This window comes from Modestobacter sp. I12A-02662 (assembly GCF_041028325.1).
Classification (GTDB): domain Bacteria; phylum Actinomycetota; class Actinomycetes; order Mycobacteriales; family Geodermatophilaceae; genus Modestobacter.
Genome location: NZ_JABGDE010000012.1, coordinates 112,260 through 124,253, shown reverse-complemented (window position 1 = coordinate 124,253; position 11,994 = coordinate 112,260). Strand labels below are relative to the sequence as shown.

17 protein-coding genes are annotated in these 11,994 nt (G+C 75.1%); 9 read left to right on the top strand and 8 right to left on the bottom strand.

The features are described from left to right. Positions 1 to 4 precede the first annotated feature (4 nt). Positions 5 to 757 carry a methyltransferase domain-containing protein gene (locus tag HL189_RS18045; RefSeq protein ID WP_369135100.1) on the bottom strand — a complete coding sequence of 251 codons (753 nt, stop codon included), beginning with the start codon at positions 755 to 757 and terminating at the stop codon, positions 5 to 7. Between the two features lie 10 nt (positions 758 to 767). Further along, entirely contained in the window at positions 768 to 1,112 is a 345-nt protein-coding gene (locus HL189_RS18040; RefSeq protein ID WP_369135099.1) for a DUF3140 domain-containing protein, read from the bottom strand. Between the two features lie 50 nt (positions 1,113 to 1,162). Here HL189_RS18040 and HL189_RS18035 point away from each other — a divergent pair, with 50 nt between their 5' ends. Continuing rightward, complete coding sequence (locus HL189_RS18035) at positions 1,163 to 1,660, top strand: DUF6328 family protein (RefSeq protein ID WP_369135098.1); 498 nt, start codon at positions 1,163 to 1,165, stop codon at positions 1,658 to 1,660. A 74-nt stretch (positions 1,661 to 1,734) separates the two neighbouring features. Further along, positions 1,735 to 1,908 (top strand): hypothetical protein, encoded by a 174-nt coding sequence (locus HL189_RS18030; RefSeq protein WP_369135097.1) that lies wholly within the window; start codon positions 1,735 to 1,737, stop codon positions 1,906 to 1,908. A 4-nt stretch (positions 1,909 to 1,912) separates the two neighbouring features. Here the strand turns inward: HL189_RS18030 and HL189_RS18025 are convergent, their stop codons facing one another. The 4 genes from HL189_RS18025 to HL189_RS18010 are packed head-to-tail and all read right to left on the bottom strand — an operon-like array spanning position 1,913 to position 4,736. Beyond that, complete coding sequence (locus HL189_RS18025) at positions 1,913 to 2,077, bottom strand: hypothetical protein (RefSeq protein WP_369135096.1); 165 nt, start codon at positions 2,075 to 2,077, stop codon at positions 1,913 to 1,915. A gap of 14 nt (positions 2,078 to 2,091) precedes the next feature. After that, complete coding sequence (locus HL189_RS18020; protein ID WP_369135095.1) at positions 2,092 to 2,973, bottom strand: metal ABC transporter permease; 882 nt, start codon at positions 2,971 to 2,973, stop codon at positions 2,092 to 2,094. After that, positions 2,966 to 3,817 carry a metal ABC transporter ATP-binding protein gene (locus tag HL189_RS18015; protein ID WP_369135094.1) on the bottom strand — a complete coding sequence of 284 codons (852 nt, stop codon included), beginning with the start codon at positions 3,815 to 3,817 and terminating at the stop codon, positions 2,966 to 2,968. Before HL189_RS18015 ends, HL189_RS18020 begins: the two co-directional genes overlap by 8 nt. Before the next feature lie 13 nt (positions 3,818 to 3,830). After that, positions 3,831 to 4,736, bottom strand: a complete 906-nt coding sequence (locus tag HL189_RS18010) for a metal ABC transporter solute-binding protein, Zn/Mn family (protein ID WP_369135093.1) — start codon at positions 4,734 to 4,736, stop codon at positions 3,831 to 3,833. A 404-nt stretch (positions 4,737 to 5,140) separates the two neighbouring features. On the opposite strand from HL189_RS18010, the gene HL189_RS18005 reads away from it, so the two are divergent. From HL189_RS18005 to HL189_RS17975, 7 genes are all read left to right on the top strand, one after another. Further along, on the top strand, positions 5,141 to 5,761 hold the full coding sequence (locus HL189_RS18005) for a TetR/AcrR family transcriptional regulator (RefSeq protein WP_369135092.1): 621 nt from the start codon (positions 5,141 to 5,143) through the stop codon (positions 5,759 to 5,761). A gap of 10 nt (positions 5,762 to 5,771) precedes the next feature. Beyond that, a complete protein-coding gene (locus HL189_RS18000; protein ID WP_369135091.1) occupies positions 5,772 to 6,194 on the top strand; it encodes a hypothetical protein in 423 nt (140 codons plus the stop codon). Between the two features lie 134 nt (positions 6,195 to 6,328). Further along, on the top strand, positions 6,329 to 6,544 hold the full coding sequence (locus tag HL189_RS17995; RefSeq protein ID WP_369135090.1) for a hypothetical protein: 216 nt from the start codon (positions 6,329 to 6,331) through the stop codon (positions 6,542 to 6,544). A 27-nt stretch (positions 6,545 to 6,571) separates the two neighbouring features. Continuing rightward, positions 6,572 to 6,757 carry a hypothetical protein gene (locus HL189_RS17990; RefSeq protein ID WP_369135089.1) on the top strand — a complete coding sequence of 62 codons (186 nt, stop codon included), beginning with the start codon at positions 6,572 to 6,574 and terminating at the stop codon, positions 6,755 to 6,757. 101 nt (positions 6,758 to 6,858) lie between these two features. Further along, positions 6,859 to 7,614, top strand: a complete 756-nt coding sequence (locus tag HL189_RS17985) for a 3-hydroxybutyrate dehydrogenase (protein ID WP_369135088.1) — start codon at positions 6,859 to 6,861, stop codon at positions 7,612 to 7,614. Positions 7,615 to 7,697: 83 nt separating this feature from the next. After that, on the top strand, positions 7,698 to 8,615 hold the full coding sequence (locus HL189_RS17980) for a 3-methyladenine DNA glycosylase (RefSeq protein WP_369135087.1): 918 nt from the start codon (positions 7,698 to 7,700) through the stop codon (positions 8,613 to 8,615). Between the two features lie 247 nt (positions 8,616 to 8,862). Next, a complete protein-coding gene (locus HL189_RS17975) occupies positions 8,863 to 9,705 on the top strand; it encodes a tyrosine-protein phosphatase (RefSeq protein ID WP_369135086.1) in 843 nt (280 codons plus the stop codon). Between the two features lie 88 nt (positions 9,706 to 9,793). Here HL189_RS17975 and HL189_RS17970 read toward each other — a convergent pair whose 3' ends face one another. After that, positions 9,794 to 9,946 (bottom strand): hypothetical protein, encoded by a 153-nt coding sequence (locus HL189_RS17970; RefSeq protein ID WP_369135085.1) that lies wholly within the window; start codon positions 9,944 to 9,946, stop codon positions 9,794 to 9,796. A 278-nt stretch (positions 9,947 to 10,224) separates the two neighbouring features. Then, complete coding sequence (locus HL189_RS17965) at positions 10,225 to 11,940, bottom strand: phosphoenolpyruvate--protein phosphotransferase (RefSeq protein ID WP_369135084.1); 1,716 nt, start codon at positions 11,938 to 11,940, stop codon at positions 10,225 to 10,227. Positions 11,941 to 11,994 lie beyond the last annotated feature (54 nt).

Genomic DNA, 11,994 nt, shown 5'->3' with positions numbered 1-11,994 from the left:
CCGGTCATGACCCGACGGTACGTGCGGACTCGGTGGCACGCCGCTCGGCCGCCCGCCACGGATCCTCCCGTCGCGTTCCGTAGCCGGCGAACAACACCGTGGTGAGGCGCATCTGCCGCATCCGCACGCCGGTACGGCGGCCGAGCCGCCAGGCGACGACGTCGCGCACCGAGGGCCGCAGGCCGACCAGCCGCAGGTCGATGCCCACCCGGTCCGCGGCCGCGAGCAGCTGCCGGCGGTCGACGAACAGGGCCGGGTCGTGGATGCCCGGGGGCGGGCCGCCGGGGACCCGCTCGGCGATCCGCACCGCGATCAGGTGGGCCAGCCGGGTCCGGGCGATCGTGTCGAGCACCAGCGTGCCGCCCGGCCGCAGCAGCCGGGCGCACTCGGCGATCACCTGCTCGGCGTCGTCGACGTGCTCGAGCACCTCCCCGGCCAGGACGACGTCGGCGCAGCCGTCGGCCAGGGGGACCGCCAGCACCGATCCCCGCACCGGGACGACCCCGTGCTCCCGCGCCACGCGCAGCCCGGCCAGGCCGAGGTCGACACCGACGTGCCGGTAGCCCAGCCGGGACACGTGCGGCGCCATCAGCCCCCCGCCGCAGGCCAGGTCGACCAGCACCGCGCCGGGGCCGGGCGCCGGGGGCACGTGCCCGGCCCGGGACGCCGCCAGCCAGTGCAGCATGGCGAAGCCGCCGGCCGGCTCCCACCACTGGTCGGCCAGCTCGTCGTACTGGGCCAGGTCGTTGCGGCGCACCGGGGCGACGCTACTTCTTCTTCAGCGGGTCGTGACCCCAGTTCATCAGCGAGTACCGCCACCGCGAGGTCTCGACGTCCTCCTTCGCCGGCGCCTGGGCGAGGTGGCGCTGCACGTACCCGTGCACCTTCCGCATGTGGGCGAGGTCGTCGTCGGTGAGGTCGGCCTTCTTCGTGTGCAGCAGCTCGACGATCCGCCGTCCGGACTCGTGCCCGGTCGACTCCTCCGAGCCGCCGCTCTTCTGCCCCACGGACTGCGACTCCTCGGTCGCCAGCCACCGCTCGAGCTCGGCCGCGGTCATGTTCACCGCCTCGCCGAACTCGCGGCGGATGGTGTCCGGGTCGTCCTCGGCCATCGTCGTCCCCTCGTCGTGTCGGCGATCGGTCCGTGCGGTACCGCACCTCCGTGGCAAGGAAACGGACGGACGTCGAGGACTCCGCGCGCCGGCGCGGGGAGTCGCCGCAGCAGACCCTGGACCGCAACGTCCACGAGCTCCTGCAGGAGACGCGGGTCGCCACGGCCGGGGTGCAGTTCCTGTTCGCGTTCCTGCTCACCCTGCCGTTCACGCCCCGGTTCGAGGACCTCACGGCCTTCCAGCGGGACCTCTACCCGCTGACCCTGATCAGCGCGACGTGCGCGGCGATCGTGTTCATCGCGCCGGTGGCCTTCCACCGGGTGCTGTTCCGTCAGCACGAGAAGGAGGCCGTCGTCGCCTTCGCCGACCGGGCGCTGCTGGTGGGCCTGGTGCTGCTGCTCGTCGGGATCGCCAGCGCGGTGCTGCTCGTCCTCGACGTCGTGCTCGGCCGGGGCTGGGCCGTCGCCGGGTGCACGCTGGTCACCCTGCTGGCCCTGGGGCTGTGGTTCGGGCTGCCGGCGGTGCGCCGAGCCCGGTCGGACCGCTGAGCGGCTGTCCGCGGCGGCTGCCCGCCCGGCGTGAGCTGTGGTTTCCGGGCGCGCGACCGGGGCACCGCAGCGGCATGACCGACAGCGCAGAGCGGACGCCCCACCCCGACGAGCCCGCCGAGGGTGGCACCGACGCCCCCGACCAGCAGGGCGGCGGCCAGACCCCGCACCCCGAGCAGCCGGCCGAGGGCGAGGACACCGACGAGCAGCCCGGCGTCGACCCGGGGAACCGGGTCACCGGCGTCTGATCCGTCAGCCCTGTCCGGCCGCGTCGGGACGTTCCGGGTCGACCGGCTCCTCGGGCACCGTCCTGGCGAGTGGTGCCTCGTCGGAGGCGACCGGCTCGGTGTCGCGCCGCGGCCGGCGGGGCGGTGCCGTGGGCCGGCGGTAGGAGGTGCGGCCGGGCTGGACGGGCATCGGCGCTCCCGGGGTCAGGGGATCGGGACGGGGGTGGGCGCCGCGGCCGCGGGGAGGCGGTGCCCCCACCCGCCGCGGACCCGCCGGGCTGAGACGGCCCGGCAGACCAGGTAGATCACGAACGAGATCGTGGTCACGAACGGGCTGATCGGGATGCTCCCGCCCAGCGCGAGCAGGATCCCGCCGACGGCGGAGACCACCGCGAACACCACGCTGAGCACCGGGGCGAGCACCGGCGAGGCCGTCACCCGGAACGCCGCGGCGGCCGGCGTGACCAGCAGGGACAGCACGAGCAGCGCGCCCACCACCTGCACGGCCATCGACACGGCGAGGCCCAGCAGCAGGGTGAAGCCCACCGACAGCAGGCCGGCGGGCAGCCCCCGGGCGACGGCGACCTCCGGGTCGGCGCTGACGAACAGCAGCGGCCGCCAGATCAGCGCCATGCCGGCGAGCACCACGATCGAGACGCCGACCAGCCAGTTCAGCCGCACGGTGTCCACCGCCACCACCTGCCCGGTGAGCAGGCCGAACTTGTTGGCCGCCCGGCCCTCGTAGAGGGCCAGGAACAGCACGCCGAGACCCAGCCCGAAGGGCATGAGGACGCCGATCACCGAGTTGCGGTCGCGCGCCCGGACGCCGAGGCCGCCGATGAGCGCCGCGGCCAGCAGAGAGCCGACCACCGAGCCCAGCGCCACGTTGGCGCCGAGCAGCAGGGCGGCCGCCGCACCGGCGAAGGACAGCTCGCTGATGCCGTGCACCGCGAACTGCAGGTCCCGCAGTTGCACGAAGACGCCGACCAGCCCGCCGACCAGGCCGAGCAGCGCGGCGGCGATCAGCGAGTTGTGCACCAGCCCGAGCAGCTGGCCGTAGTCGCTGTAGTCGAACAGGTCACCCACGGCGCACGCTCGCGGCGGGCTCGGCGCTGGTGTCGCCGTGCTGCTCGTGGTGCTCGCAGCCGCCGGGCTCCTCCTGCGTCCCGACCACCACGATCCGGCCGCGGACGTCGAGCACGTCGACGGGGGTGCGGTACAGCTCGCTGAGGGTCGCGGAGGTGAGCACCTCGGCCGGCGTCCCGACCCGGTGCCGGCCCCCGGCGATGTAGAGCACCCGGTCGACCAGGTCGAGCACGGGGTTGATCTCGTGGGTCACGAAGACGACCGCGGTGTCGTGCTCGCGGCGCCGCCGGTCGATCATCGCCGAGACCGCCCGCTGGTGGCGCAGGTCCAGGGACAGCAGCGGCTCGTCGCAGAGCAGCAGCGTGGGGTCGGTGGCCAGCGCCTGGGCGATCCGGACCCGCTGCTGCTCGCCGCCGGAGAGCAGCCCGATCGGGGCGTCGGCGTAGCCGGTGGCCCCGACCGCCTCGAGCGCCTCGTCGACCCGCCGGCGGGCGTCCGTCGAGCGCCGCGGCACGCCCCAGCGGTGCCCGTCCAGCCCGAGGGCGACCAGGTCCCGGGCGCGCAGCGGGGTCGCGGCGTCCATCGACTTCTGCTGGGGCACGTACCCGACCGTGGCGCTGCCCCGGCCGGGCGGCCGCCCGCCGACGAGCAGCTGGCCGGCGGCCAGCGGCTGCTGGCCGAGGACCGCCTTGAGCAGCGTGGACTTGCCCACCCCGTTGGGGCCGAGGACGGCGAGGAACTCACCGGGCTGCAGCTCGAGGTCCAGCCCGCTCCACAGCACGCGGTCCCCGAACGACATCCGGGCGTCCCGCAGGCTGAGAGCTGGTCCCGAGGCTGTGGTCATCGCTCCGACGATCTCACGCGGAGAGGGCGGCGACGACCGCGTCGAGGTTGCCCCGCATCCAGGAGAGGTAGTCCTCCCCCTCGGGCAGCGTCTCGGTCACCGGGACGACGTCGACGCCGGCGGCCCGCGCCGCCTCCAGCACCCGCTCGGTCTGCGGGCCGCTGGTCTGCTCGTTGTACACCAGCGCGCGCACCTGCCCGCTGCCGATCAGGTCGAGGGTCTCCTGCAGGACGGCCGGTGAGACGTCGCCGCCCTCCTCGACCGCCTCGGCGAACTCCGCGGGGGTGAGGTCCTCCGCCCCGAGGGCCTCGAGCAGGTGGCCGGGGACCGGCTCGGTGACCGCCACGCCCGCACCCTGCGTGGTGGCCCGCGCCTGCTCCCCGGCGGCGACCAGCTCCTGCAGGCCCGCGCGGAACGTCGCGCCGTTGGCCTCGTAGTCCTCCGCCCCGGCCGGGTCGACCTCGCCGAGGGCGGTGACCACCTCGCCGGCGAGGGCGTCCATCGCCTCGAGGTCGTACCAGACGTGCTCGTTGAAGCCCTCCGCCCCGGCGTCGAGCCCGGACGCCGCGACCGCGTCCAGCACGACGGCGTCGGTGCCGTCGGCGGCGACGAGGGCGTCCATGAAGTCGTCGTAGCCCCCGCCGTTCGCGACCACCAGATCGGCCCGGGACACCGCCAGCTGGGTGCGGGTGTTGGCCTCGAAGGAGTGCGGGTCGGCCGACGGGTCGTCGAGCACCGAGGTGACCTCGACGCGGTCGCCGCCGATGGCCGCCACCACGTCGCCGTAGACGTCGGTCGAGGCGACCGCGCGCACGCCGTCGTCGTCGGCCGTGTCCTCCTCCGAGCCGCAGGCGGCGGCGGCGGCGAGGGCGAGGGACGACGCCGCGAGCAGAGCTGCACGGCGGAACGGGGACGGCATCGGACCTCCGAGGTGGGAATGAGAATGATTGTCAGTAGCGTAACGCAGCCCGGGCAGTGAGCGGCGTCTCACCCGATCCGGGTTCGGTTCACGCGACCGGGGCTGTCCCGGCTCCGGCCCCCGCGGGCAGACTGGCCGCCATGGCCGACGACCGCGCACAGCGCCAGGAGGACATCCGCTCCCCGTCGGCGACCCCGGGGTCGCCCAGCGCTCCCGTCGCCCGCCTGCTGGCCAACCCGCGCCGGATCCGCCGGGCCTGAGCCCGCCCCCCGGGCTCGTCACAACGGCACCACCGACCCCCGTCGTCCCGGGGTTCGCCATGCGCCACGGCGGTGCGTGACGACGCCCGGGCCCGTCGGCGTGCCGCGAACCGCTCCGTCACGCCGTCCTGCACCATCGGCCGCGTGACCGCAGCCGCACTCCCCCTGCACACGACCGACGACGGTGCGCCGGCCCGTCGTTCCCGGGCCGAGCGCCAGGAGATCGTCCTGGACACCGCCGAGCGCCTCTTCTCGGCGCGCAGCTCGCGCAGCGTGGGGATGGACGAACTGGTCCGCGAGACCGGTCTGGGCAAGATGACGGTGTACCGGCTCTTCAAGAGCAAGGACGACCTCGTCGGCGCGTACCTGGCGCGCAAGGCCGCGACCGTGCTCGCCTACCTCGACGCCGAGCTCGCCCGGCTGGAGGGTGACCCGCGGGCGGCCCTGCTGGCGGTGGTGGACGTCGTGGAGCGGGACGTCACCCGCACCGGCTTCCGCGGCTGCCCCTTCACCAACGTGAGCAGCGAGTACGACGACCCGCAGCACCCGGCCCGCAGCGCCGCCGCCGACTACAAGTTCGAGCTGCACCTGCGGCTCGAGCGGCTGGCCGACGAGCTGGTCCCGGGCGGTGGCGAGGACCTCGCCGCCCAGATCCACCTGATCATCGACGGCATGTACCTGTCCGGCGGGCTGCTCGGTCCCGACGGGCCCGCCTCCCACGGCCGGCAGCTGGCCGAGCGGCTGATCGACGCGGCGACCGCCTGAAGAAGGGCCCATGACCGATCGCTCCCGTCCCGACCTCGACGACGACACCGTCACCGCCCTCGGCAAGCTCTCCGAGGCCCTGGAGACCGTGGAGCAGGCCCGCGGGCTGCTGTACGGGTTCCACCAGCTCACCGGCAAGGCCGACCTGCTGCTGCAGGACGCCGTCCAGCAGCTCCGGGACGCCGGCCACACGCAGCTCGCCGACGACCTCGACCGCGACCTCGTCGGCCGCAACGTCATCGCCGACCGCTGGACGTTCCAGGTCGTGGAGGACTACGACGCGACCTACTGGTCGACGTTCCGCGCCTTCGACGAGCGGGCCCGCACCGAGCTCGCCGACGGCGACCGGCACGTGTACGAGGCCCGGATGAAGCAGCGCGAACGCACGTCCGGCCACCCGCGGCACGAGGCGGGCCCGGCCCTCGACGGCTGAGCGCCGGCCCGTGCACCGCACCAGGGCGGCCCGCGGCGCATCCGGCCGACGTGCGACGCCCGACGCGCTGATGGCGGTCGACGAGGCCGCGTCCTGAGCCGTTTCCCCGACCGGCACGTGGGCATGGGGCTGCCATGAGCGACCCGCAGGGCAGCGACCGCATCCAGCAGGACGTCCCCACGGCCTCGGGGACCGGGGACGACAGCTCGACCGGCACCGACTCGTTCGGCGACGTCCCGCTGACCCGGGACGAGGCGGTCGAGCGTGACCAGGCCACCGGCGGCGACCAGTCCGCCCGGGTCACCGGTCAGCCCGAGCTCGCCGAGCGCGCGAAGAACCCGGCCGACTGACCCAGGCACCGACCTCTGGAGGACCCCATGACCGAGAGCGACAACACCGGCTACCAGGAGTCGCCGGACACGGCCGACGCCGACAGCAACCTGATCGACGGGCAGACCGGCGACAACGCCGGCGACCGCGGTGAGCAGGACACCGTCCTGCTCACCGACGACGAGGCGCAGCGCGACGACGACCTGACCCGCCCGGGCAACTCCGCCGGATGAGCACGTGCCCCGGCCTCGGCACCCGTCGCGGTGCCGAGGCCGGGGCTCCCGCCGGACCCCCACCGGTCGCCCGGACCCGGGCACCGCTCTACGGTGCCGCCATGGCGCACAACGACTTCCTGGCCGGACGACGGGCGATGATCACCGGGGGCGCATCGGGCATCGGGCGGGCGTGTGCCGTCCGGCTCGCCGACGCGGGCGCCAAGGTGCTGGTCGTGGACCGCGACGCCGCGGCGGCGGAGCGGGTGGCCGCGGAGGTGGGCGGCACCGCGGTGACCGTCGACCTCAGCGACCTCGACGCGGTGGACGCCCTGGACCTCGACGTCGACGTGCTGGTCAACAACGCCGGCCTGCAGCACGTCGCCCCGGTGCACGAGTTCCCGGTCGACCGGTTCAGCCTCATCCTGCGGCTGATGCTGGAGGCGCCCTTCCGCCTGGTGCGCGGGGCGCTCCCGTCCATGTACGAGCGCGGCTGGGGCCGGATCGTGAACGTCAGCTCGGTGCACGGGCTGCGGGCCTCGCCGTACAAGTCGGCCTACGTGACGGCGAAGCACGGGCTCGAGGGGCTGTCGAAGGTGATCGCCCTGGAGGGCGCCGAGCACGGCGTCACCTCCAACTGCGTCAACCCGGCCTACGTCCGCACCCCGCTGGTCGAGGGCCAGATCGCCGACCAGGCCCGGGCGCACGGGCTGACCGAGGACCAGGTCCTCGAGCAGGTCATGCTCGCGCCGGCCGCCCTCAAGCGGCTCATCGAGCCGGAGGAGGTCGCGGACGCGGTCGCCTGGCTCTGCTCGCCGTCGGCCACCTCGGTGACCGGCAGTTCGCTGGTCATGGACGGCGGGTGGACCGCGCACTGACCGTCCGCCCGGCGGGGACCCCGCTCCGGCGCACGCCGCCGGCAGGGGCGGGTCCCGCTCGCGGCGCGACCTACGCTGGCCGCGTGCCGCCGCTGCTCGACACCCGCCCCACGGCGCTCGCCGTCGACGACTGGCGTGCGCGCGAGGCGGCGTACCAGCGGCGGATGGACACCTGGCTGGAACCGCACCGGCAGCGCCGCCGGGACGGCGTGACCCACCCGGTGCTCGACTTCCTGTTCACCTACTACTCCGAGTCCCCGGGTCGGCTGCGCCGCTGGCACCCTGGTCTCGGCACGGCCCTCACCGGCGCGGCGGCCCGTGGACGGCTGGACTGGCCGATGTACGCCGAGGTGGCGGCGACCACCCCCGACGGGGAGGCGGTGCGCGCCGTGGGCCTGGACCGCCCCGCGTTCCTGGCCCGGCGCCGGGACGCCGCGGCGTGGATCGAGGGGCTGCTGGCCGCGACCGCCGGGCGGCCGGCGCAGTTCGGCTGCTTCGGGCTGCACGAGTGGGCGATGCTCTACCGCCCGGGGCCGGGCGGGGTGCGGCACGAGCAGCTGCCGCTGCGCCTGGGCCAGGACGGCACCGACGCCGTCGTCGAGCGGCACAGGGTGCAGTGCAGCCACATCGACGCGTTCCGCTTCTTCACTCCGGCCGCGCGGCCCCGGAACACGCTCACGCCCACCCGGGAGGCACAGCCGCAGCTGGAGCAGCCCGGCTGCCTGCACGCGACCATGGACCTCTACAAGTGGGCCTACAAGCTCAGCCCCGCGGTGCCCGGGGAGCTGCTCGCCGACTGCTTCACCCTCGCGTCGGACGTCCGCGAGATGGACATGCGCGCGTCGCCCTACGACCTGAGCGCCGCCGGCTACGAGCCGGTCGCGATCGAGACCCCTGCGGGGAAGGCGCAGTACGTCGCGGCGCAGCGGGGGTTCGCCACCCGCGGCAACGAGCTCCGGCAGCGGCTGCTCACGGTCTGCCGGGACCTGCTCGACGGCTGAGGGCCGCCGGTCAGCTGAGGACGACGGGTGGGAGGTCGTCGACCCCCGACCCACGACGCTTCCCGCAGCGTCGGCACACCTTCGACGGTCGCCCGAGCTGCTCGTCCACGGGGCGCGCGGTCACGTACGCGTGGAACCCGAGCCGGCACCACCACGGCCTCCTGGCCATGGAGGCGGCATAGGGCCGCCGGGCCGACCCGCTCGGGGTCCGGGACGCGCGGTCCGGGAAACGGCTTACGGTCGGTGGGTGACCGCCATCCGCACCGACCGCTGGATCCGCCTCGACGGGACGACGAACACCCGGGACCTCGGGGGCCTGCCCACGGCGGACGGCGGCGAGACGGTGCGCGGGCGCATCCTCCGCAGCGACAACCTGCAGACCCTCAGCCCGGACGACGTCCACCGGCTGGTCGCGGAGGTCCGGCTGACCGAGGTGGTCGACCTGCGCACCACCGCCGAGATCCTGCTGGAGGGCCGCGGCCCGCTGCGGGACGTCGACGCGGTCACCCACCGGCACTTCACGCTGCTGCCCGAGCGCGGCCGGCGCACCGACGTGTTCGCCGCGGAGGAGGAGGACGCGGCGCTGATCCGCGCCGGGCTGCCCGCCGACTGGGCCGAGTCGCTGCTGCCCCGCCAGGTCACGCCGGGTTCCGACGGCGAGCTGCCCGCCGTCCGCTCCTACCTCGGCTACCTGACCGACGGGGCGGAGAACGTGGTCGCCGCGCTGCACTCGCTGGCCGCCGGCGGGCCGGGCGCCGCGGTGGTGCACTGCGCCGCCGGCAAGGACCGCACCGGCGTCGTGGTCGCCCTGGCGCTCGCGGTGGCGGGCGTGGCGACGGAGGCGATCGTCGCCGACTACGCGCAGACCGCCGAGGTCATCGACGCGCTGGTGGCCAAGCTGGCGGCCAGCCCGACGTACGCCGAGGACATGACCACCCGGGGCGTCGCGCACCACACGCCCCGCGCCGAGTCGATGCGCCGGGTCCTGGACCTGCTCGACGAGCGCTGGGGTGGACCGGTGGGCTGGCTGGACCAGCACGGCTTCGGCGTCGACGAGCAGGCCGCGCTGCGCGCCCGCCTCCGGAACTGAGGAAGGCCCCGCCCGAGGAGGACGGGGCCTTCACGTAGGCCCCCTCGCAGGGGCTGCCGCGAGCGGCGGGGGGCGAGGGGGTCCTGGCTCAGCGCAGGTTGCTGAACGGGGCGCTGTTCGCCAGGGTCAGCAGCTCGTCGCGCAGGGCGGGGCTGCTGGAGCGGGCCATCGCGGCGGAAAGGGCCCGGCGCGTACGCGCCGCCATCCGACGCTGACGCCAGGTGGAGGTCACGCTGCTCATGTCACTGCCTTCTCTCGGTCGTGCCTGATGTGTGTTACACCCGTAGTAATACCGGTGGACGTACACATATTCCATAGGATCGAAGGGCGAGTCCCTAAGTCGCCGATGATCTGAGTCACTCGTCCGGGCGATGACCATGGAAACGTTGCTCAGGAGGCCGTTTCACCTCGGTTCGCCCGAACGCGGCAGAGCCCCGCCGGTCGGGTACCGGCGGGGCTCCGGCCCCGTTCGGGGGCCCGCGCTGAGCTTGCGGAGCGTGGAGGGAACGGGGTCCTTCCTCAGGCCTTCGCGAGCACCTCGCGGACGGCGGCGCGCGCCGACTGCGGGTCCGCGGCGGCGAGCGCCACGTCCGCGGCCTCCCGGCAGGTGGTCAGGTCGACCGTGGCCAGCCGGGCGCCGACCCCGGCGATCGAGGACGCCGCACAGGACAACGAGGTGATCCCCATGCCGACCAGCACGCAGGCCAGCATCGGATCGGCCGCGGCCTCGCCGCACACCCCCACCGGCTTGCCCACCTGCTGCCCGGCCGAGGCGGTCTGCGCCACCAGCGCGAGCAGCGCCGGCTGCCACGGGTCGGTCAGGTCGGCCAGGTCACCGGAGAGCCGGTCGGCGGCCAGCGTGTACTGCGACAGGTCGTTGGTCCCGATGGACAGGAAGTCCAGGTGCTCGAGGAACCGGTCGGCGAGCACGGCGACCGAGGGCACCTCGACCATGACCCCGGGCACCAGCCCGCGCTCCCGCACGTGCGCGGCGAAGTCGGCGGCCTCGGACACGGTGGCGACCATCGGCGCCATGACCCACGGCGCGGCACCGGTCTCCTGCGCGGCCTGGGCGACGGCGTCGAGCTGGCGGGTGAGCAGGCCGGGGTCCCGGCGGGCGGTGCGCAGCCCGCGGACGCCGAGGGCCGGGTTGGCCTCGTCCGGCGCCGTGGCGAACGGCAGCGGCTTGTCCGAGCCGGCGTCCAGCGTGCGGAGCACGACCTTGCCGCCCGGGAAGGCCGCGAAGACCTCGGCGTAGATCCGCGCCTGCTCCTCGACCGGCGGCTCCTCGGTGCGGCCGAAGAAGGCCAGCTCGGTGCGGAGCAGCCCGACCCCCTCGGCGTGGGCCGCAGCGGCCGCGCGCGCCCCGGGACCGTCCTGCACGTTCGCGAGCACCTGCACCGCGTGGCCGTCGCGCGTGCTGCCCGGGCCGCGGTACTGGGCCAGCGCGGCGGCCGCCTCCCGCGACGCGGCCACCCGGGCCCCGGCGTCCTGCAGGTCGGGGTCGACGGTCACCGTGCCGGCCTCCCCGTCGACCAGGACGACCGCACCCTCGGGCACGTCGTCGAGCCCGCCGACGGCCACGACGCAGGGCAGGCCCAGCTGGCGGGCGATGATCGCGGTGTGGCTGGTGGCCCCGCCCAGCCGGGTGGCCAGGGCGATGACCCGCGCGGGGTCCAGGCCGGCCGTGTCGGCCGGGGCGAGGTCGTCGGCGAGCAGCACCGACGGCGTCCCCGGCGTCGGTACGCCGGGCTCCCCCTGCCCGGTGAGCTCGGCGACGATCCGGTCCCGGACGTCGCGGACGTCGGTGGCCCGCTCCGCCATCACCCCCCCGAGGCTGGTGAACAGGTCGACGAACTGCGCGGCGGCCGCGACCGTGGCCACGGGCGCGGAAGAGCCCTCGCCGATCCGCTGCTCCACCGCCGAGAGCAGCCCGCGGTCACGGGCGAGCTGCGCGGTGGTGGCGAGCACCTCGGCGCTGACGCCGGTGGCGGCGGCGGCCCGCTCGGCCAGGCGCCGGGCCACCGCCTCCGCGGCGGCGCCGAAGCGGTCCTTCTCGGCCGCGCGCTCGTCCTCGGCGATCCACGGACCCTCGGTCGAGGGCAGCTCCACGGCGCCGACCGGGCGGATCACGGGCCCCACGGCGACGCCGGGTACCACGGGGGTGCCGGTGAGCACGACCGGCCGGGAGAGGTCCGCCGAGTCGAGCCCGGCGCGGGTCGGAGTGGTGGACATCGAGGGCCTCACTGTCTCTTGGGGCCAGCGGGAGTACGTCCGGGAACGGACGCT